This is a genomic window from Streptosporangium album, from assembly GCF_014203795.1.
Classification (GTDB): Bacteria; Actinomycetota; Actinomycetes; order Streptosporangiales; family Streptosporangiaceae; genus Streptosporangium; species Streptosporangium album.
Genome location: NZ_JACHJU010000001.1, coordinates 4,233,109 through 4,254,063, shown reverse-complemented (window position 1 = coordinate 4,254,063; position 20,955 = coordinate 4,233,109). Strand labels below are relative to the sequence as shown.

Sequence of the window (20,955 nt, the reverse complement as noted above, 5' to 3'; positions counted from 1 at the left end):
CTTTGGGCGCAATGAGCGAGCTGAGACAGCACCTGATGTTGCCGCCGGGCGAGGAGATCGCATGAGCGACCATCGGCACGTCGCCGTGAGGGACCGCCGGACCGAGCCGGGCGGCCACGGCCGCCGGGGCTCCCGGCGCGCGGGCGGGAACGGGGGGCAGCAGCCCCCCGAGAATCCGGTCGAGTACGACAGGCCGCCCCGCGAGCCGGCCCGCAAGACCGGACGGCTGAGCGTGGGCGGCTGGATCAGCGTCGGGATGACCTGCGTCCTGGTGGCCGGCACCCTCGGGGCCTACAAGCTCTACCGCAGCCTCGACGACAACATCAAACGTGACGACATCACGAAACAGCTCAGCGCCAACCGCCCCCCGGACACCGGAGCGCTCAACGTGCTCGTCGTGGGCTCCGACAGCCGCGAGGGCGACGCGAACAAGAAGTACGGCCAGCACATGCAGGGCACGGGCGAGCGGACCGACACCATCATGCTGCTCCACATCTCCCCGAACCGCGACAAGGCGACGCTGCTGAGCTTCCCCCGTGACTCCGTGGTCCAGACACCCTCCTGTCAGAACCCCAAGACGAAGGCGATCGTCCCCGCCGGCCCCAAGATGATCAACGCGACCTTCAACGACGGCGGCATCGCCTGCACCTGGAACACGATCGAGGCGCTGACCCAGATCCGCCTCAACCACTTCGTCAAGGTCGACTTCTCCGGATTCAAGGGGATCGTCGACGCGCTGGACGGCATCGAGATCTGCCTGCCCCAGGACGTGTCGGACAAGAAGGCCAAGCTGGAGCTGACCAAGGGCAAACACGTCGTGAAAGGTGAAACTGCCCTCGCCTACGTCCGCGCCCGCTACTCGCTCGGCGACGGGAGCGACATCAGCCGGATCAAGCGCCAGCAGGTCTTCCTCCAGCAGGTGATGAAGAAGGCCACCAGCTCCGACCTGCTGACCGACGTCGGCAAGCTGACCGGTTTCCTGAACGCCGTCACCTCCTCGATGACGGTCGACAGCAAGCTCAGCGTCGATCGCATGGTGGAGATCGCCCAGAGTGCGAAATCCCTCACCGCCAAGGGCCTGAAGGCCGTCACCATCCCGTGGATGCCGGACCCCGAGGACAAGAACCGGGTCGTCTGGAAGCCCGAAGCCCAGAACCTGTTCGAGTCGATCCGCAGCGACACCGAGCCGACCGCCAGCCCGGCCCCCAACGCCCCCGCCAAGCCGACCGTCAAGAACGAGCAGGTCCAGGTCCAGGTCTTCAACGGCACCGGCACGTTCGGCCGGGCCAAGGAGGTGGCCGCGAAACTGGCCGAACAGGGCTTCAAGGTGACCCAGGTGGGCAACACCACCGGCAACGTGCCGACCACGGCGCTGCGCTACGGCAAGAAGGACGCCGAGGGGGCCGCCTACGCCGACGCGGTGGCCGCCCGGCTCTCCGGCGACAAACTCGTCCCCGTCGCGGGCAAGGTGAAGCCCGCCACGGTGGAGAACTACGCACCGACCATCCCGGCCACCGCGCCTCTGGATGGACCGGTCGTCCAGCTGGTCGTCGGTGCCGACTGGAAGGGGGTCCGGGCCCCCAGCCCCGACTCCTTCAAGGGCGACGTCGTCGACAGCAAGACCGACCCCTGTCAGTAGGACCCGGCAGGGGGGAGGCGACGGCCGGAGCCGCCGCCTCCCCCGTCGGTGAGCGCCGCGGTCCCGGGAACGCCGCGTGCTCCGTCCAGGAGCGCGACGGCCCCGCTGGGGCCACAGGTTTCCGATGATCACGATTCGCCGCGAACCCTCGCAAACCCCCAGTGCGCGTGCGACAGAGGGCGCGTCATCGGTCTAGGGTGGTCGGGTCGGCGAGGCGAACCCCCCACTTGGCCGCACTCCTCCGGCGGTCCCTGGACGTCTCCACTAGCGTGTCCGACTACTCCCCAGTCTCCGACAGATAGCTGAGCGTTTTCCCCGTGAGCGACACCCGATTCCCCTTCCAGGTACCGACCCCAGGGGACGACGGCGTCCCCGACGCCGACACCGGCAGGTCCACCGACGGACAGGGCCGGACACCCGCCCCGTGGCCGATGCCCGAGCGCGCACAGCCGTCTCCCACCTCCTCGGCCCCCTGGCCGGAGCCGCCGGACCGCGTTCCCTCCGCAAGGCGGGGTGGCCGCCCGGACGGGCACGGCCCGGACGAGGATCCCGGTGAGGTCACCGCCTGGGGTTACCCCGCCTACCAGGAGCCGTCGTCCTCCACCGAGCACGACGCGTGGGCCAACTGGGACACCCAGGCGGCTCCCGGGCAGCAGGAGCCGCGCCGGGGCACCCGGTCCCCCTCCGAGCCGCAGGGGCGGACGCGGCACCGCACCCCGCCCCCGGAGGCACCGGGCACGCAGGCCCCTCGCCTCGGTGGCCCGCCCTCCCCGGCGGAGACATGGGGATCGCACCGGGACGCCTCCCCACCGGAGGCGTGGGGCTCGTCGCACCTGGGCGTCCCACCGCCGGCCGCCCCGCAGACATGGGGTTCCCAGCGGGAGACCTCCTATCCCTCCGCGCGGGAAGCACGGGCGCCGTATCCGGACACGCGCAGAGACCCCCTGGACATGACGCCGCGCGCCATCGCGCCCGCGGGGAACCTTCTGGACCCGCTGGACCCCGCCTGGTCATCGGGCCAGGCCGGCGCCCAGGCTCCTGCGGCTCCGGCCGCGCCTTCCCACCGTCGGGCCGAGCCGCAGAAGGCTCCGGCCCCTGCCGAGCGGCCGTTCTCCTACTGGGAGAACTCCCACCGAGACCCCGATCCGGCCCCGTGGAGCCCGGCCGCGGATGAGCAGGAGCCGCGCTCGCGGGAGGAACCCGCTCCTCCCCCCGGCAAGAAGAAGCGCGACCCCTACCTCGACAACGTCAAGTTCATCCTGATCGTCCTCGTCGCGACCGGGCACTCGCTGGTGCCCACCCTGTCCGCGCACTCGGCCAAGGCCGCCTACCTGTTCATCTACACGTTCCACATGCCGGCGTTCGTACTGATCAGCGGCTATCTCGGCCGCAACTTCTGGCACTCCAACGCCAAGATCAACAAGCTGGTCGACACCATGCTGGTCCCCTACGCGGTCGTGGAGATCGGCTACGCGCTGCTCCGCTACGCGCTGGGCCAGAAATGGTCCCTGACGATCATCGACCCGGCCTGGCTGAACTGGTACCTGCTCGCCCTGGTGCTCTGGCGGATCTCCACACCCATCTGGACGCGGATGCGGCAGCCGCTGCTGGTCGCCGTGGTCATCTACATGGTCGCGGGATTCTCGGAGATCTCCGGCGACTTCAGCATCGACCGATTCTTCGGCCTGCTCCCCTTCTACGTGCTCGGCCTGGTGCTCAAGCCGGAGCACTTCGACCTGCTCAAACCGCTCTGGGTCAAGATCCTGGCCGGGATCACGGTCGCCGGCGCCATCGGGGCGGCGATCTTCATCGCCCCGCACGTCAGCCTCAAGCCGGTCTACTTCCGCTACAGCTTCAAGTCCATGGACGTCACCTGGTGGACGGGGCTCGGGATACGCGGCGCCATGCTGATCGCGGGGCTGGCCCTGACGGTCGCGCTCCTGGCGCTGGTGCCCAGGCGCGAGACCTGGTTCTCCGACCTCGGCACCCGCACCCTCTACGCCTACCTGCTCCACGGCGTCGTGGTGCTCATCGCCAAGGACCAGAAGTGGCTGAGCTTCTCCTGGCTGCACGGCCCGCTGGGCGTCCTGGCGATCACGTCGAGCGCGCTGGTGCTGGCCATCGTCCTGTGCCTGCCGCAGACCCGCACACTCTTCAAGTGGCTACTCGAACCCCGCCTGGTCTGGCTCTACCGCCGCCCGTCGGCGGCCTCCCCCGGGAGTGCGGCGAGTACGCCCTCCGGGGCGGCGGCCTCCCCGAGCAAGGAGAGTTCAGCGGCCGTTCCGCGGTAGTTAACTCAACACATCCGGTGATGACGGAACCGGCGCTCAGCATCGGCATATGCGGGTATGTGTCGGTACGATCGTCCACCACCCCGAGGACGCCCGGATCATGCATCGGCAGATCCGGGCGCTCCTCGACGCCGGGCACGAGATCACCTATGTCGCGCCCTTCACCGACTGCAACGTCACGCCCGATCCGCGGATCCGGGCGATCGACATCCCGCGCGCGCTGGGCGGGCACCGCAGGCGTTCCCTGAAGGCCGCCCGCGGAGCCCTGCGGCGCGGAGCCGCGGACGCCGATCTGCTGGTCGTCCACGACGTCGAGCTGCTGTTCCGGCTGCCCCGGCACCGTCCCGTCACCGTCTGGGACGTCCGCGAGGATCCGGTCGCCACGCTGGAGGCGAGATCGTACCTTCCGGAGCAGCTGCGCCGGACCTCGTCATCGCTGATACGCCGGGTCGAGGCCCGCGCGCACCTCATCCTGGCGGAGAAGTCTTACCAGGAGCGGTTCTCCCGGCCCCACCCGGTGGTGCCCAACGCCGCCTACGTGCCCCCGCGCCCGCCCACGACCCCGGGCCGCGACCGGGTGGTCCACGTCGGCCACCTCTCCCGGTCCGGGGGCGCGACGCACCTGGTCGAGCTGGCCCGGCGGCTGCTCCCCCACGGCGTCAGGCTGGACCTGGTGGGCGCCGCCGACGCCGAGATCAGGCCGCTGCTGCGGGACGCGCAGCGGGAGGGCCTGCTCGACTGGTACGGCTACGTGCCCAACCAGCACGCGCTGCGGATGGCCGAGGGGGCGGTCGCCGGGCTGTCGCTCCCGCACGACGTGCCCGCCCACCGGCGGTCGACGCCGGCCAAGGTCGTCGACTACATGTCCCGGGGGATCCCGGTGGTCACCACCCCGCTCCCGGCCGCCGCCTCGCTGGTCGACCGGACCGGCTGCGGCGTCGTCACCCCCTTCGGGGACGTGGACGCGGTGCTGCACGCTGTACTTGCGCTGCGGGAGGATCCGGAAGGGGCCGCGGCGATGGGCGCGCGTGGGCACCAGGAGGCACTGCGCCACCACAACTGGCCCGATCACGCGGGCGATTTCGTGAGATTGCTAGAGGAATGGGCGACGGTGAGCGCCACCCCTGCAAGCGCCCACCGCCAAGCCCTGACGATCTGAAATTCCTACGCGACTACCGGGGCCGCTCCAGGTCGAAGGTGATGTCAGCCACCCGCACCGTCGCGACCCGGGGATCCTCGATCAGCTTGCGGAGCTCCGAGACCCTGGACACCGGATCCACGTAGGCGTAAGCCCGGCCCTCGGCCGCCGACTTCCGCAGGCGGGCCAGGTCGAGCCCGAACCGCCTGAGGTTGGGCTCGTCATGCTCGCGCAGCATGCCCACCCAGCCCCGGAACCCCTCCAGCGTCTCCGGCGGCGAGTCGCTGCACATCCCGCCCTTGGGAAGATCCATGGACCTGGGTCGCATCGTCTGCTCCCAGGTGATCGGAGTGGACCGCGGCCGATCCTCGTAGACCACGTTCTCGGGGCATCCCCCGTACTGCCGGGCGAAGGCGACGAGCTGGGCGCTGGTCATCGGCTCGGTGAACTCGACGACGGCCAGGGCGTTCATATCCTCGGGCAGGCGTTTCAGGACCTGGCGCATGCCGGCCTTGGGCTGGTTGCCGGTCCGGACGTTGTAGAGCGCGTAGGTCAGCGGGGTCTCGGTCCCGTAACCGAGCGGCGGCGTGTGCACCCGCCCGAAGAAGTCCTGCGTCACCCGTTCACGCCGGTCGGCGAAGGCAGGTCCGGCGGAGAAGCCGCCGACCACGCGGATCGGGCTGATGCCCACCTCGAAGGAGAGCGAGAGCGGCGAGACCTCGCAGCACTCGCCGACGCTGACCCGGTAGCCGGGATTGGCGACCTGCATGGCCGTACCCAGCACGTCGAGCATCCGCCGCTCGCGGTCGCCGCGCTTCTGGACCCACGCCGAACCGAGGGTGGCCACCAGCACCAGCGCGAGCAGCGCGCTCAGCGATACCAGGGCCGTACGGACGACACCCCTGCGCACGGCCCTCCGTGTCCTGCGCGGGTCGAAGTCGGGGATCTGGAACTCGGACTCGGGCTCGGTCATCGGGCGGCTCCGTACATGTCGGCGAAGGCGGCGCGGGCCCGCCACACGGCTGTCTTGATCGACGTGACGGATCGGCCGGTCATCGCGGCCACCTCCACCAGGGAGAACCCGTCGAAGTAGACGAGGGTGAGCAGCCGGCGCTGCTGCTCAGGCAGCCGGTCCAGCACGTCGCGGACCGCGACGGCGTCGATGGCCGGTGCACGCGCACCGAGGTCGTCCGCGCTGGGCAGAGGCAGTTCGGTACGGCTGCGCCGCAGGTGGTCGACGAGCACGTTGCGGGCGATGCTGAGCAGCCACGCGACAGGGGACTCCCCGCGCCAGCCGAGCAGCGCCCTGGTCGCCTTGACGAAGGTCTCCTGGGCCAGGTCCTCGGCGAGATGGGGGTCACGCGTGCGGCGCAGGAGGTAACCGCAGACCAGCGGCCAGTGCTCCCGGTAGAGCTGCTCAATGCGGGTGCCGATGGCCGCCTCCGCGTCGGGGGTTGATTCATCACAGTCTGAAAGACGGAGTTTTCAGGGGATTGGTCACACACCAGTGACGTCGGGACGGGAGGTTGGTGTACTGGAGACATGGCACGCCATCTGATCCAGGGACGCGAGGTCGCCATGCCGGTGCGGATCCGGGACGCCACCGCCTGCGGAGCCTCCTACCTGGTCCGGGCCGACGCGGCCCGGGCGGTGATCGCCTACTCGGGGATGGACGTCGCCGAGGTGCTGCCCGGCAAGGCGCTCTGCACACTGGTGTTCGTCTCCTACGCCGACGGCGACCTGGGCGCCTACCGGGAGTTCGGCATGGCCTTCCTGGTCCGGCACCCCGATGGGGAGCCGCCGCTCCGCCGGGGCCTGCGCGGGGGTCTGCCCGGGCTGCGCGGGGCCGGGGCGTTCGTGCACTGGCTGCCCGTGGACCAGGGCTTCACCCTGGAGGCGGGCAGGGCGATCTGGGGTTTCCCCAAGGAGCTGGCCGACATCGACCTGCGCCTGGCCTCCCCCTACAAGCGGTGCATCCTGCGCAAGGACGGCCGCCTGGTGCTGGACCTGCTGGTCAGACCCGGTGTCCCCGTGCTCTCGGGCGGCACGGTGAGGGCCCCCGACGCCTACAGCCACCGGGACGGCGTCACCCGCCGCATCCCCTGGTCGGTGTCTCCCCGCGGAGTCCGGGCCCGCCCCGGCGGTGCGTTGATCCGGCTGGGCAACCACCCCGTCGCCAAGGAGCTGAGCGAGCTCGGCCTGCCCAGACGCGCCCTGATGACCACCACGGCCTCCCACCTCGCCATGACCTTCGACGAGGCGAAAGACATCTAGCGGGATCTCCGGACCGTTGCCTCCGCTCCCCGCCGGGAATCGCCCGGCCGGCCTCCGGCGCGGGGCCACGGGATTCTCAGCCCTCGGACTCCATCAACGGCAGCTCGGCCCTGGTGGGAAGTCCCTGCCATTCGCTGGTGCTGGACACCGCGAAAGCCGCCACCAGGGCACCCCTGCGCAACCGGTCGGCCGGGTGCAGCCGCTCCAGCAGCGCACTGAGATATCCGGCGACGAAGGCGTCTCCCGAGCCGGTGGGGTCGACCACGGGGCCGGACAGCCCCGGGGCGTCGTGGCGGACGCCGTCCACCCGGACGCTCGCCCCCCGGGGGCCTCGGATCACGATGACCTCGCGACCTCCGGTGAGCGCGGGCTTGACCAGATCCAGCTCGCTCTGCCGGACGAACAGCACGTCGGCCGAGCAGGCCAGCTCGCTGAGAACCTCCTCGGCCTCCCGCAGGTCCGGCCAGAGCTGGTCGCGGTAGTTGACCGCGACCGAGATGGTGACCCCCGAGGCCCGCGCGGCCCGTACCGCGGCGCGCATGGCGTCGCGGGCGTTCAGCGCCGCGGAGATCCCGCTGACGTGCAGGACCGCAGAGGCCGCGATCCGGTCCATGGGAACGTTCCCCTGCGTGAGCCGGGTCCCGGTGCGGTAGTAGGTGACCCTGGCCGCCTGCCCCGGTCTGGACTCCTTGAGCAGCAGTCCGGTCGGGGACGCCTCGTCCACCCGCGCGTCCGAGACGTCCACCCCCTCACCGCGCAGCGCCGCCAGGACCCGCACGCCGAGCTCGTCGCCGCCCACCTTGCCCAGCCAGGCGACCTCATGACCGAGCCTGGCCAGCCCGACCGCCACGGTGAACTCGGCGCCGGTCACGTCCAGCCTGGCCTCGTGCTCGTGACGGATCCGCCCACTGGTGACGACGGCGAAGGCCTCGCCGAGGGTGTAGACGTCCATATGGATCACTTCCCCACGTAGGAGAACACCGGGTGCCGGTGCATCAGGAAGTCGTGATGCGAGATGTTCCAGGCGTACGCCCCGGCCATCGCCGGCTCCACGACGTCACCGGGCTTCAGGGTGATCGGCACATCGGCGGACAGCTGGTCCTTCGGGGTGCAGAGCCGGCCGACGATGGTGATCGGCTCTCCGGCCTCACCGGGGACGACCGGCTGGTCGTGGCCTTTCGTCGCCGGGGTGCGGATGTGGTGGGTGCCCCCGGCGACGATCGCGAACAGCCGGCCGTGGACGCGCTTGACGTCGATCACACGGGTGGCGTGGCGCCCGCAGTAGACGGTCAGGGAACGGCCCGGCTCGATCCGCAGCGCCTCGCCCTCCCGGCGCAGCTCCGCCAGCCCCTCGCCGTAGGCCGTCCAGTCGAACAGGGAGTCCGGCTCGGCGTAGGAGACGGCCATGCCGCCACCCAGGTTGACCTCGGACAGCCCCGGGCCCCGCACGTGCGCCAGCTCACCGCCCGAGGCCACCTCGAAGCCGTCCACGTGAGGGATCAGACGATCGGCGGGCGGCCCAGGCGGAGCATGCGCCAGGCGGTCTTCCAGCCCATGGGGCGGCGTTCGCCCGCGGGCTCGCGCAGCCCCTCGGTGAAACCGGTGAACCAGGCACGCAGGGCGGAGCCGGAGCGTTCACGGATCAGGGTGAGGCCGACCCAGTTGAGGAGGTAGAAGGCGGCCAGGGGCCAGGGGAGGTTACGGCGGGCCAGCCAGACGCGGTTGCGGGCGTTGAGCCGGTAGAAGTCGGCGTGGCGGGTCGGCGGGACCTGCGGGTGGTACATGACCGTCTGGGCGTCGTACTCGATGCGGTATCCCTCACCGAGCAGCCGCCAGGCCAGGTCGGTCTCCTCATGAGCGTAGAAGAACCGCTCGGGGAGGCCACCGACCTGGAGGAAGGCGGAGCGCCGGATGGCGCAGGCCCCGCCCAGGAAGGTGGTGACCGGAGAGGACCGCTCGGGGTCGCCCGCCCGCAGGCGGGGGACGTGACGGCGCTGGCCGGTGCCGCCTTCGGGGTCCATCACCCGGAAGGAGACGACGGCGAGATCGTGCTCGGTGGAGAACCGCTCACGCAGGTGGGAGACGACGTCCGTCGCGCCGTACCAGCCGTCGTCGTCCAGGAAGAGCACCACGTCACCCGAGCACTCCTCGACGCCGCGGTTGCGGCCCGCCGGGATGCCCGTGTTGTGGCTGAGCCGCACGGTCTTGATCGAGGCGGACGATCCGGAGGGCACGCCGACCGACAGCTCGGGGACGTCCGCGCCGTTGCCGACGACGACCACCTCGACGTCGCCGTCGACCTGGTTCAGCGCGGACTCCACGGCCCGGTCCAGCTCGGGGATCCGGTTACCCATGGTGAGGATGACACACGAGATCTTCAACGGGTCATCGCCCTGACGCGTCGAGAGCACGTGCGGAGCATACTTTCATGATCACCGAGTCTGCTGTGTCGGGCAACTTTGACATGGCCAAGCATTACTGATTTACCGGAAACCAAGCGTATCGGAACCATCGGCGAACACCCACCAAACAGTGAGGTACTCGCACCTACGACGCACCGCGACGCTGTCCGGTTCCTCATGAAAGCCGCCTGGAGGCCAGGATACTGATCAGATGCAGCGCCATCTGCAGCACGGCGACCACGACGCAGGCGACCATGAGCACCCTTGTCGCGGCCAGACCACCGCTGAGCAGGTCCCACACCGCGGCGATCACCACGAGGAGGGACAGCTCGACGGCCTGGACGACCCGGTGGAACTTCAGGGCGGCCGCGGCCTTGCGGGCCAGGCCCAGGCCACGCGACTGGAAGTGCTCGGCTGAGCTCTCGGTGGCCGCGACCAGGCCGGACCGGGCGCGGGCCACGTCGACCAGGTCGGTCTCCGCCTTGATCAGGATCGCGCCGAGCGCGGCGGCGAAACCCAGCACGGTGTACCAGTCCGGGAGGATCGCAGAGGCCCGGAAGCCCAGCCCGATGAGCAGGGCGGCCTCGGCGAAGTAGTGACCGACCCGGTCCAGGTAGACGCCCGTGATGGAGGTCCGCCCGGTCCACCGCGCCAGCTCGCCGTCGGAGCAGTCGAGCAGCAGGTAGAGCTGGATCAGCAGGGCGGCGCCGACGGCGGCCCAGAGGCCGGGGAGCGCGAGGACCACCCCCGCCAGCAGCCCGGACAGGATCATCAGCCAGGTGGTCTGGTTGGGGGTGATCGGCGTCTTGGCGAGGAACCAGGTGACGTAGATCGACAGCTTGCGCATGTAGAGAGCACCGGCCCAGTGCTCCCCGCTGTTGCGCTCCATGGTCGAGTGCGGCTGGGCCACCGCACGGAGCTCAGCGACCGACGGCCCGGACATAGTCCTCCACCCGATCTCTGATCTCCGGCTCCGACAGGCGCAGGTGCTCCAGGACGGTGTAACGCCCGGGGCGGGTCGACGGCGCCAGCATGACCGCCTCGGTGAACTGTCCGGCGGTCATGCCCACGTCGCCGGGGGTGACCGGTAGCTCGTGCCCGCGCAGGCAGCCGACCACCTGGTCGAGCCTGCGAGAGTCCTCCCGGAGGAAGAAGCAGAATGCGGCACCTATCCCGGCGAGCTCGCCGTGGTTGGAGGTGCCGGGAAAAAGCTGATCCACGGCATGAAGGATCTCATGGTCTCCGCCACTGGAGGGACGGGAAGACCCGGCGATCACCATCGACATCCCCGAGAGGATGAGCGCCTCGGCCAGCACGGTGAGGAAGGAGTCGGACTCGATCGAGTCGGACCTGCCGATCAGGGCCTCCGCCGCGGTGCGGGCCATCGCGCAGGCCAGGCCGTCGATCGGCTCGCCCCGCTCGGTGTTGCCGAGCTGCCAGTCCTCGATCGCCGACAGATTGCTGACCACGTCGCCGACCCCGGAACGGACCAGGGAGGGCGGCGCGTCATGGACGAAATCGAGGTCGACCATGATGGCCAGCGGCATGGGCACGCCGAAGGTGCCCTTGCCGCCGTCGTGCGTCAGTGACGCCACCGGCGAGCAGATCCCGTCGTGCGACAGGTTGGTGGCCACCGCCACCATCGGGATGCCGGCGAGCGACGCTGCGTATTTGGTCACGTCGATGGTCTTGCCGCCGCCGATCCCGACGAGCGCCTCGTAGGCGCCCTTGCGGAGGTCGGCACCGAGCGAGACCGCCGCGTCCACGGAGCCGTCGGGCACCCGGAAGATCTGGGCCTCGCCGAGCGTGGGGGCGATCACCGAGGCGATCCTGTCGCCCTGTCCGGCGCCCACCGCCACCGCCACCCGCCCGGAGGTCGCGACCCGGCTGTCGGCCAGCAGCGAGCCGAGCTGGGCGATGGCGCCCCGCCGTACTTCCACGGTCAGTGGGGCGGGGAGCATTCTGGCTAGTATCGGCACGCGATCTCCCGCGCCTTGGCCAGGTCGTCGTGGTTGTCGACCTCTACCCAGGAGACCTCGCCGATCGGGGCGACCGCGATCTTCTCGCCGCGGGCGACGAGCTCCTGGTAGCCGTCTTCGTAGTAGAGCTGCGGGTCGCGCTCGAAGGTGGCCTGGAGGGCGTCGGCGAGACGTCCGCCGATGCCGGGGCGGATCAGCGTCGCGCCGATGTACTCACCCGCCGCGTCGGCGGGGTCCATCAGCTTGGTGATCCGCGCCAGGTGGCCGGCGTCGTCGAGGGTGACCTTCATCTCCTCGTCGGCGAGCTTCTTCACGTCGTCCACCGCGAGCAGGATGTCGCCGGTCACGGGGGCGGACAGCAGCGTGTGCTCGACGGAGACGGGGTGCACGGTGTCGCCGTTGACCAGCAGCACGCCCTGCTCGAAGTAGTCACGCGCGCACCACAGGGAGTATGCGTTGTTCCACTCCTCGGCCTTGTCGTTGTGCACGAGGGTGAGCTTCACGCCGTGGCGCCGCTCCAGCTCGGCCTTGCGCTCGTGTACGGCCTGCGCCTGGTAGCCGACGATGACCACGACGTCACGAAGGTCCGCCGCCGCGAGATTACGCAGCGAGATGTCCATGATCGTGGTCTCACCGTCGACCGGCACCAACGCCTTGGGCAGTGTGTCCGTGTACGGCCGCAGGCGTCGTCCGGCCCCGGCGGCCAGCACCATTCCCAGCAACGTGCGCTCCTCACCCAAATGAGCCCCTCGGCGGGCACTCCTGGCCCCAAAGATTAGTTGCCTTTGGGCCCGGAACGTGTAATCGAAGGTTTGCCGGCCGTTTCTCCGCCGTGGCTCAATCGTGGGCGCCCAGATCGGCCGCGTCCACCCCCGAGCGCGGTACGGCCAGCCAGCAGGTGATGCTCTCCCACCCGAAAAGGCCCCAGAGATAGAGGGCGAGGAGGCAGAAGACCAGCGTCATCTGCCCGGCCAGAGCACCCAGCGCGATCAGCAGCATGCGGCCGTCCCAGCCCAGGCCGGCCGTGGCCAGCCAGGCCGGCGGGTAGACGCGCTGCCGTACGCGGTAGACGACGTCATAGTGGTGGAAGGCCATCGCGCCGAGCAGCAGGAAGATCAACCACGGCGGCACGTCGTGCGCGAACCCGACCGCGGCCACGAATCCGTACTCGGTCAGGCGCAGGATCGGCGGGACCAGCCAGTCGATCCTGCCGTCATGCGGATGAGAGCTGCCGGGACCGGCCAGCAGCAGCGCCACCGCAGGGGCGAACACCGCCAGGTTGTCGGCGCCGGCCACGCCCACCATCAGCAGCACCCCGGTCACGAACATCCCGACGATCGCGGGCGGCAACGGCGGGAGCTGCCCGGCCACCAGCGCGCCCATCGCCCGCGAGAGCGTCCCGTCGTCCCTGTAGGCCGTAACGGTGCTGCGCGGCACCGGCGTCATGCGCACGGAAACCATGATCGCATTCGTCTCCTCACTCGTTCCGCGGAACACCCGCCGGGCCGTTCCCGCCGCGCCGCCGCCCCTGGAACCCACACGTGGCGTCATCGGCTGAAGGACCTGCCGATCCTGCCCGCGACCGTGTAGAGGGCGGCGACGCCGCCCCAGGTCAGCAGGGCGACGAAGGTCACCCGCGCGTTGAACAACGCGGCGGTGACCGCGATGAGCGCCATCCGCTCCCCGATGGGGAGCACGATGATCTTCTTCAGCCAGCGGGTGAGGGAGACCCGTTCCAACCGCCGCGACAGCCGTACGACCGTGTTGCCCACGCTGCCCGCACCGGCCTCCCGCTCCTTGCCCAGGTAGCGTTCCGCTGCGGCGATGCCGTCGGTGACCTCGACCTGCCGGTCCGGCGGCGGCTGGAGCGGCTCCGGCCAGGTGGACGCCTCCGCCGGGACGGTCAGCGAGGCCGCCGTGCCGGCCCGGACCGCCTTCTGGGCGGCGTCGGCGCGGGACCCCGCGTAGGAGAAGTCGATCGTGTGGCGGAGCATCTGCAGGATCATCGCCGCGACCGCCAGCACCCAGATGCCGTGCGGTCCGCCGTGGGAGTCGTCCAGCCCCGCCGTGTAGCCCAGCGCGAGGCCCACGTAGACGGCGTACTCCTTGACCCTGTCGAAGGTGGCGTCCAGCCAGGCGCCGGACGGGGAGAACGCGCGGGTGTAGCGGGCGAGCTGGCCGTCCACGCAGTCGAGCACGAACGACAGGTAGAGCAGGACGGCGCCGGCGACCTGCGCCTCGCGGGTGCCCGTCGTGAACGAGACCGCGGCGAGCGCGGCCAGGCCGACGGAGATCCCGGTGACCGCGTTCGGCGTCAGATGCAGATCGGCCGCCAGTTTGACCAGGTGGGTGGACCAGGAGCTCACGAAGTAGGTGGTGAAGAAGCCGTCGTTCGGCTTGACCGTGGCGTCCAGCCGGGCGCGCTCCTCGTCCACCGCCACGAGGCGCGACATGGCCGAGTCGGCGTCCGCCTGCCCGGCCACCCGGTCGCAGCACAGCCTCCCGATCGCGCAGGCGCGCACGGGGATGCCGGAGCGGACCAGGCCGACCAGGAGCAGCTCGCCGACCTCGGCACCGCCCAGGAGACCGAACCTGCCGGTCCCGGCCGGCTCGGCCAGCGTGTCCGCGGTCTCGGCGAGGAGGGGGAGGTCGGCCACCCCCACCTGGAGCACCCCCCTGAAGGTGCCGTTGGCGTCGGCGATCCCGTGGAAGGTGCTGCCCGCCGCGGCCACCCGGCCGCCCTCGATCCGGACCGGCGGGCGCAGCGGCCCGGGGCCCTCACCGTCCGTGGTCACCATCGCGCTCGTGTCGTGCGCGGGATGCGCCAGGAGCATGGCCAGCGCCTCGGTGTGGGCCACCAGATCTCCTGCGACCACGGCCACCGGGCCGGTGGCCGTACGGGCCACCTCGGCGATCCTGCGCAGGTCGTCGGTGAGCCCCCGGGAGCCCTCGGCGCCGATCAGGTAGGTGCCGCCGGGGGCGCGGATGATGTCGCTGGAGCGGCCGACCACGTGCACGTCCCCGACGGGGAGCCGGGCGAGCTGGCCGGTCAGCCGGTCGAGCAGCGTGCCGTCGGCGCAGTGCGAACTCGCCGCGTCCGTGGTGGCGAGCACGACGGCGGCCGTCCGGGTGTCTCCAGACGGCGCGGGGACGTGGGAATCAGGCAAACCGGGCTCCTTCGTATCCGACGGGATCACCGTGCGAACCGGGGAGTGCGCACTTAGCGTAGCGAGATCTTGACTGGATAGCACGGGAGCGCGACCTGCGTTCGGGTAAGCACCCATTACGCTCGCCGTATCCGCACCGTCGAAGGAAGCAGATCTTGGCCGCTCATGAACCACGTCTCCGTACCGTCGGCGTCGTCCTCGCCGGTGGAGTCGGCCAGCGTGTCGGCCTGAACACCCCCAAACAGCTCGTGAAGATCGCCGGTAGGACGATCCTGGAGCACACCCTCGCGCTGTTCGACGGCGCGCCCGAGGTCGACGAGATCATCGTGCTGATGACCCCGGGCTTCACCGACGAGGTGGAGCGGATCGTCGCCCGCAACGGTTTCCGGAAGGTCAGCAAGGTCCTGGAGGGCGGTGAGAACCGTACCGACACCACCTGGCGGGCGCTGAAGGCCCTGGGGACGCAGGAGTGCGACGTGCTCCTGCACGACGCCGTCAGACCGCTGCTGGAGCCTCGGATCATCACCGAGTGCGTGGAGGCCCTGAAGGTCTACTCGGCCGTCGACGTGGCGATCCCGAGCTCCGACACGATCGTGGTGGCCGCCCCCGGGCCGCGCGGAGAGATCGTCCGTGACATCCCCGACCGCTCCCGGCTGCGCCGCGGCCAGACGCCGCAGTGTTTCCGGCTCTCGGTGATCCGCGAGGCCTACGAGCGGGCCTTCGCCGACCCCGACTTCGGCAGGCAGCCGCCCACCGACGACTGCGGCGTGGTGCTGCGCTACCTGCCCGACGTGCCGATCTACATCGTGCCGGGCAGCGAGCACAACATGAAGATCACCCATCCGGTGGACGTGTTCATCGCCGACAAGCTCTTCCAGCTCGCCGCGGGCAGCGCCCCGCGGCACTCCCCCTTCGCCTACCGGGAGGCGATGGAGGGCAGGACCATGGTGGTCTTCGGCGGCAGCTACGGCATCGGCGCCGACGTGGTCGACCTGGCCAAGCGCCACGGCGCCGAGGTGTTCTCCTTCTCCCGGTCGCTGAACGGGGTGCGCGTCGAGGACGCCGGAGCGGTGAACGACGCGCTCGCCCACGCGGCCAAGGAGACCGGCAGGGTCGACTACGTGGTCAACACCGCGGGCGTGCTGCACATGGGCAAGCTGGGCGAGGTGAGCGACGCCACGATCGCCGAGACCGTGGGCGTGAACTACCTCGGCCCCGTCAACATCGCGAGGGCCGCCATCGGCCACCTCCGCGAGACCCGCGGCCACCTGCTGCTCTACACCTCCTCCTCCTACACCCGGGGCCGGGCCGACTACAGCCTCTACTCCTCGACGAAGGCCGCCGTGGTGAACCTGACGCAGGCGCTCGCCGACGAGTGGGCCGAGTACGGCGTCCGGGTCAACTGCGTCAACCCGGAGCGGACCAGCACTCCGATGCGGGCCCGCGCTTTCGGCGAGGAACCCGTCCATACCCTGCTCTCACCGCGCGCCGTCGCCCAGACATCCATGGACGTGCTCATCTCCGACCTCACCGGGCACGTGATCGACGTCCGCCTCGACGGAACCTGACGCAGCGCGCCTACCAGGGCGGACATCGGCGCGCGGTTAGCGTCGGAAGATGAAGCGTGACCCTCGTGCCCTGCTGGCGTGCGCGGCTGTGCTGGGCTCCTACCCGCCGCTCGTCGTCGCCGCTCTGTGGCCCTGGCCATGGGTCTTCCTGGCGTTCTGCGCGCTGTCCTACGCGGCGGAGATCGTCGCCAGGCGGCGGGCCCGGAAACTGGTCGACCTGCTGAGCAGTGTGCACCTGGGCGTCACGCTACGGTTCATGATCCGCGAGATGGCCGCGGTCCTCCTGGTCGCGCGTACGGCCGGCACCGACTCGCCCTGGTTTTCGGCCCTGGTCCTGGGACTGTTCGTCCTTCACGGCGTACGGGCCCTGCAGACCGGGCTGGCCATCGCCCACGCCCGGGTCCTCACCAGGCTTCCGGTGCTGACCCGCAACATCGACGGCGCGGTGGAGATCCCCCCGCCGCCCCCGAACGTCCTGGTCGGCTACGGCGCCATGCGGACGCTGTACCTCGACATGCTGCCGGTCGGCGGCGCGACGCTGGACGCGGTGCTCGGCACCGGCTACCAGGGCGTGGCCGGGGTGGTGATCGCGCTCGGCCTCGGGGCCGCGGGCGTGGCCGGCCTCCTGCCCCACCTGCGCCGGGTCAGGCCGCTCAGGAACCGGCGCGTCGTGCTGAGGACGGTCGGCAAGCACCTCACCACCTACCGGCCGGAGGTGATCCTCTATTTCTCCGGGCCGAACGACTCGGCCTATCAGGCCACCATGTGGCTGCGCCCGCTGGAGCGGATCGACCGGCGGGCCGTGGTGGTCCTGCGGGAGACGAGCATGCTCCGGCTGCTGGGAGAGACCTCGCTGCCGGTGGTCTGCATCCCGTCGGCGGCCGACCTGATGAGCTTCGGGGCGCTGGACTCCGCCCGGGTCTGCCTGTATCCGTCCAACGTCGGGAAGAACATCCACATGCTGCGCATCCGGGGACTGCGCAGCGTCTTCGTGGGTCACGGGGACAGCGACAAGGAGGCGTCGTTCAACCCGTTCACCAAGGTCTACGACGAGGTCTGGGTGGCCGGGCAGGCCGGCCGCGACCGCTACCGCCGCGCCCGGGTGGGCGTGTGCGACGAGGACATCTACGAGGTGGGCCGGCCGCAGCTCACCGGGGTTCACAGCACCGGGCCCGGCCTGCCGTACCGCACCGTGCTCTACGCCCCCACCTGGGAGGGATGGACCGACGACCTGTTCCACACCTCGATCATCACGATGGGGCAGGCGATCGTCCGCGCCCTGCTCGCCCGCTCCCCCGCACTCCGGGTGATCTACAAGCCGCACCCGCTGACCGGTTACCGCAACCCGGCCGCGCGTGACGCCCACCGGGGGATCCTCGCGATGCTGGAGAGGGCGGAGCTGTCGCGGTCCATCGCCCGCCACCCCGCCGGTACGGCCCACGCCGAGCCGGTCAGGCACCAGGTCGTCGCCGGGCCCGAACCGTCCCTCTACGACTGCTTCAACCAGGCCGACCTGCTGATCACCGACATCTCCAGCCTGGTGGCGGACTTCATCGCCAGCGGCAAGCCGTACGCGGTGACCAACGTGGCGGGGCTCCCGGAACGGACCTTCCGTGAGCGGTACCCCAGCACGGAGGCCGGTTACCTGCTCACCGAGGACCTGGACGGGCTGCCCGCCGTCCTTTCGGCCGTGGAGCGCGGCGGGGAGGACGTGCTGGCGGCCACCAGGCGCAAGCTCAGGACCTACCTGCTCGGCCCCGACCATCCGGACGCCATGACCCGCCTGAACGAGGCGGTGGACGGCGCCTACGAGCGCGCCGCGCGCGGGGAAGCGGACGGCTGAGGCCCCTCCCCGCGCGCGGTCAGCCCCGTGTCGCGGGTGGCTTGCCGAGCCGCCTCGGGCTGGTGAGGAAGCCCCAGCCCCAGGACATGTGCATGGTGACGTAGACCAGGGGCAGCCGGGCGAGCGAGGCCGCGGGCAGGCCGCTGCCGGTCACCGCCGAGCCGGCCAGGATCGCCGCCAGGTAGCCGCCGGGGATCAGCAGACCCGGCCAGAAGAACGGGGAGACGACCAGGCCGAGGATGATGGCCAGCACCGCGGCCGGGGGCGCCAGGTAGCGCAGGTTGATCGTGCCCTCGTGGGTGCGGGCGACGACCCTGCGCCAGCGGCCGTAGTGGAAATACTGCTTGGCGAGGGCCTTGACGGTGGGCCTGGGCCGGTAGGAGACCCGCATCCGGGGCTGGAACCAGACCAGGCCGCCCGTCTCGCGGATGCGGTGGTTCATCTCCCAGTCCTGCGCCCGCTGGAAGTGCTCGTCGTAGCCGCCGACCCGCTCCAGCGCCTCACGGCGGAACACGCCCAGGTAGACCGTGTCGGCCGGGCCCGCGGTGCCGCCGGTGTGGAAGCGGGCGCCGCCGACACCGATCTTGGAGGTCATGGCGCGGGCCACGGCCTGCTCGAACGGCGTGACGCCCTCGGCGGCCATGACGCCGCCGACGTTGTCGGCGCCGGTCTCCTCAAGCGTCTCCACCGCCACCCGGAGGTAGTCCTCCGGGAGCATGGCGTGGCCGTCCACCCGGGCGATGATCCCGCTGCGGGACGCGCCGATGGCGGCGTTGAGGGCGTTGGGAGTGCGGCCGGTCGGGTTCGGGACCACGATCACCCGTGGATCCTCGGACGCGATCGCGTCCGCGACCTCCTGGGTGCGGTCCTGGGAGGGGCCGATGGCGAGCACGACCTCGATCGGTCCCGCGTACCGCTGCGACAGGACCTGACGCACCGCCTCCCTCAGATGGCGCTCCTCGTTCAGCACCGGGATGACGATGGAGATGGGGGGCCAGACACGTGTCTCGTGAGACGACGCCGGCGCGGGCGAGTCGGGGAACTGCTTCATGGCGTCGCTCACGCTACTGTACGAACGGGTACCTCATCGACCCAGCAGAGCCTAGGGGGCCACGCATGCGCGACCCGGAAGAGGACGACTCGGGGGTGCAGGTGGGCGGTGACGCCTACGGCAAGGTCCGGGTGAACCCCAGGCGTGACCGCAGGTCCGCCAGGGGTGCTCGTTCCCGGCGCCGGGGGCTGCTGATCGCCGGCGCGCTCTCCACCGTGGTGCTGGGCGCCTCCGGCGTGACGTGGGCGCTGCCGAACTACGCGGCCAGCAAGATCGAGTCAGTCGACGCGGGCGTGACGGGGGCGCCGTCCACGGGTGCGATGAACATCCTGGTCGTCGGCGTGGACAGGCGCGACAACCTCACCCGCCAGCAGCAGAACCGGCTCAACCTGGGCCGCGAGGCCGGTGAGCGGACCGACACCATGATGGTTCTCCATCTGTCGGAGGACCACACCAGGGTCACCGTGGTCAGCCTCCCCCGCGACACCTGGACGACGATCCCGGGCAAGGGCCTGCACAAGATCAACGCCGCCTACCAGTTCGGCGGCCCGAAACTCGCCGTACGGACCGTGCAGAACGCCACCGGGCTCCACATCCACCACTACGTCGAGGTGAACGTGCTCGGCTTCATCGAGGTGGTCGACGCCCTGGGCGGCGTCTCGGTGTGCACCCCGGTCGCGATCAACGACTCGAAGACCTCACTGGCCCTCCAGCCCGGCACCTACTCCCTCGACGGCGTCAAGGCCCTCGCCTACGCCCGCACCCGGGCCACCGCCCGCTCCGACCTCGACCGCATCGACCGCCAGCAGCAGGTCATCTCGGCCCTGCTGCACCAGGCCCTGAGCGGCGGCACGCTGACCAACCCGGTCAGGCTCACCTCGTTCGTCAACACCGCCCTCGGCACGCTCCGGGTGGACGAGCCGCTCCGCAAGGACCTGCTCGGCCTGGCCAACCAGCTCAGAGACGTCTCCACCGACGACGTGGCCTTCGCCACGGTCCCGCTCGCCGACGTCGACTACACGACGCCGACCAACGAGTCCGCCGTGCTCTGGGACAAGGACGCGGCCGCCGAGCTGTTCCGCCGGATCGCCGCCGACGAACCGCTCACCGGGCCCGCCACGCCCACCCCCACCGCGACCGCGGCCGCGACGCCGACCCCCTCGGCCGCCGCGCTCACCGTGCCGCCCGCCCGGATCTCGGTCAAGGTGCTCAACGGCACCTTGATCACCGGTCTCGGCGCGCGGGCGCGGACCGACCTGCTGAAGGCCGGATTCCTGGTCCCCGAGGCCGCCGGCGACACCCAGAAGAGAGATCACGACAAGACGGTCATCCGGTACGGCACGGGCCGCGAGGACTCGGCGCGGACCCTGGCCGCCGCGCTGCCCGGAGCGGACGTCCGCCCGGTGGAGGGCATCGGCGACCGGATCGAGGTGATCGTCGGCCAGAAGTACTCGGGCGCCAAGAAGGTCACCGTCGCGGAGGCCGCCACTCCCACCGCGTCTCCCGCCGCGACCACGCCCCCCGCTGCCAGGACCGCGACTCAGAACATCTGCAAAAAGTAAGGCAAACGCATAGAAACCACTCTTCAGGGCAGGTAGAACGC

Annotated in this window: 18 protein-coding genes; 7 read left to right on the top strand and 11 right to left on the bottom strand. The window is 70.7% G+C overall.

The window, feature by feature from the left end:
- Window positions 1-61: 61 nt before the first annotated feature.
- The 3 genes from FHR32_RS20495 (at window position 62) to FHR32_RS20485 (ending at window position 5,089) form a co-directional block, all read left to right on the top strand.
- Entirely contained in the window at window positions 62-1,639 is a 1,578-nt protein-coding gene (locus FHR32_RS20495) for an LCP family protein (protein ID WP_184755767.1), read from the top strand.
- Window positions 1,640-1,956: 317 nt separating this feature from the next.
- Window positions 1,957-3,930: an acyltransferase family protein gene (locus FHR32_RS20490; protein ID WP_184755766.1), complete on the top strand. Its 1,974-nt coding sequence runs from the start codon at window positions 1,957-1,959 to the stop codon at window positions 3,928-3,930.
- 49 nt (window positions 3,931-3,979) lie between these two features.
- Window positions 3,980-5,089 (top strand): glycosyltransferase family 4 protein, encoded by a 1,110-nt coding sequence (locus FHR32_RS20485; RefSeq protein WP_184755765.1) that lies wholly within the window; start codon window positions 3,980-3,982, stop codon window positions 5,087-5,089.
- A gap of 13 nt (window positions 5,090-5,102) precedes the next feature.
- Here the strand turns inward: FHR32_RS20485 and FHR32_RS20480 are convergent, their stop codons facing one another.
- Together FHR32_RS20480 and FHR32_RS20475 are read right to left on the bottom strand one after the other, a co-directional pair.
- Window positions 5,103-6,041, bottom strand: a complete 939-nt coding sequence (locus FHR32_RS20480) for a hypothetical protein (protein WP_184755764.1) — start codon at window positions 6,039-6,041, stop codon at window positions 5,103-5,105.
- Window positions 6,038-6,490, bottom strand: a complete 453-nt coding sequence (locus FHR32_RS20475; RefSeq protein WP_312882667.1) for an RNA polymerase sigma factor — start codon at window positions 6,488-6,490, stop codon at window positions 6,038-6,040. Before FHR32_RS20475 ends, FHR32_RS20480 begins: the two co-directional genes overlap by 4 nt.
- Before the next feature lie 120 nt (window positions 6,491-6,610).
- On the opposite strand from FHR32_RS20475, the gene FHR32_RS20470 reads away from it, so the two are divergent.
- Window positions 6,611-7,342, top strand: a complete 732-nt coding sequence (locus tag FHR32_RS20470) for an acetoacetate decarboxylase family protein (protein WP_184755763.1) — start codon at window positions 6,611-6,613, stop codon at window positions 7,340-7,342.
- 76 nt (window positions 7,343-7,418) lie between these two features.
- On the opposite strand, the gene FHR32_RS20465 is transcribed toward FHR32_RS20470, so the two are convergent.
- The 8 genes from FHR32_RS20465 to FHR32_RS46055 all read right to left on the bottom strand — a co-directional run bounded on the left by FHR32_RS20465 (window position 7,419) and on the right by FHR32_RS46055 (window position 14,890).
- Window positions 7,419-8,294 carry a sugar kinase gene (locus tag FHR32_RS20465; protein ID WP_184755762.1) on the bottom strand — a complete coding sequence of 292 codons (876 nt, stop codon included), beginning with the start codon at window positions 8,292-8,294 and terminating at the stop codon, window positions 7,419-7,421.
- 5 nt (window positions 8,295-8,299) lie between these two features.
- Window positions 8,300-8,833 (bottom strand): type III PLP-dependent enzyme domain-containing protein, encoded by a 534-nt coding sequence (locus tag FHR32_RS20460; RefSeq protein WP_312882510.1) that lies wholly within the window; start codon window positions 8,831-8,833, stop codon window positions 8,300-8,302.
- An 8-nt stretch (window positions 8,834-8,841) separates the two neighbouring features.
- Entirely contained in the window at window positions 8,842-9,723 is an 882-nt protein-coding gene (locus FHR32_RS20455; RefSeq protein ID WP_184756615.1) for a glycosyltransferase family 2 protein, read from the bottom strand.
- A gap of 196 nt (window positions 9,724-9,919) precedes the next feature.
- A complete protein-coding gene (locus FHR32_RS20450) occupies window positions 9,920-10,687 on the bottom strand; it encodes a CDP-alcohol phosphatidyltransferase family protein (protein WP_184755761.1) in 768 nt (255 codons plus the stop codon).
- On the bottom strand, window positions 10,665-11,705 hold the full coding sequence (locus FHR32_RS20445) for an iron-containing alcohol dehydrogenase family protein (RefSeq protein WP_184755760.1): 1,041 nt from the start codon (window positions 11,703-11,705) through the stop codon (window positions 10,665-10,667). Before FHR32_RS20445 ends, FHR32_RS20450 begins: the two co-directional genes overlap by 23 nt.
- A 5-nt stretch (window positions 11,706-11,710) precedes the next feature.
- On the bottom strand, window positions 11,711-12,445 hold the full coding sequence (locus tag FHR32_RS20440; protein ID WP_184756614.1) for a phosphocholine cytidylyltransferase family protein: 735 nt from the start codon (window positions 12,443-12,445) through the stop codon (window positions 11,711-11,713).
- 115 nt (window positions 12,446-12,560) lie between these two features.
- Window positions 12,561-13,184 (bottom strand): DUF5941 domain-containing protein, encoded by a 624-nt coding sequence (locus FHR32_RS46060; RefSeq protein ID WP_184755759.1) that lies wholly within the window; start codon window positions 13,182-13,184, stop codon window positions 12,561-12,563.
- 86 nt (window positions 13,185-13,270) lie between these two features.
- Entirely contained in the window at window positions 13,271-14,890 is a 1,620-nt protein-coding gene (locus FHR32_RS46055) for a CDP-alcohol phosphatidyltransferase family protein (RefSeq protein WP_184755758.1), read from the bottom strand.
- Window positions 14,891-15,045: 155 nt separating this feature from the next.
- On the opposite strand from FHR32_RS46055, the gene FHR32_RS20425 reads away from it, so the two are divergent.
- A complete protein-coding gene (locus tag FHR32_RS20425; RefSeq protein ID WP_184755757.1) occupies window positions 15,046-16,458 on the top strand; it encodes a bifunctional cytidylyltransferase/SDR family oxidoreductase in 1,413 nt (470 codons plus the stop codon).
- Window positions 16,459-16,507: 49 nt separating this feature from the next.
- Entirely contained in the window at window positions 16,508-18,301 is a 1,794-nt protein-coding gene (locus FHR32_RS20420) for a CDP-glycerol glycerophosphotransferase family protein (RefSeq protein WP_184755756.1), read from the top strand.
- Between the two features lie 19 nt (window positions 18,302-18,320).
- Here FHR32_RS20420 and FHR32_RS20415 read toward each other — a convergent pair whose 3' ends face one another.
- Window positions 18,321-19,352, bottom strand: coding sequence for a glycosyltransferase family 2 protein (locus FHR32_RS20415; RefSeq protein ID WP_184756613.1), 1,032 nt, complete (start codon window positions 19,350-19,352; stop codon window positions 18,321-18,323).
- A 65-nt stretch (window positions 19,353-19,417) separates the two neighbouring features.
- Between FHR32_RS20415 and FHR32_RS20410 the strand changes: the two genes are divergently transcribed.
- Window positions 19,418-20,914 (top strand): LCP family protein, encoded by a 1,497-nt coding sequence (locus FHR32_RS20410; RefSeq protein WP_184755755.1) that lies wholly within the window; start codon window positions 19,418-19,420, stop codon window positions 20,912-20,914.
- Window positions 20,915-20,955 lie beyond the last annotated feature (41 nt).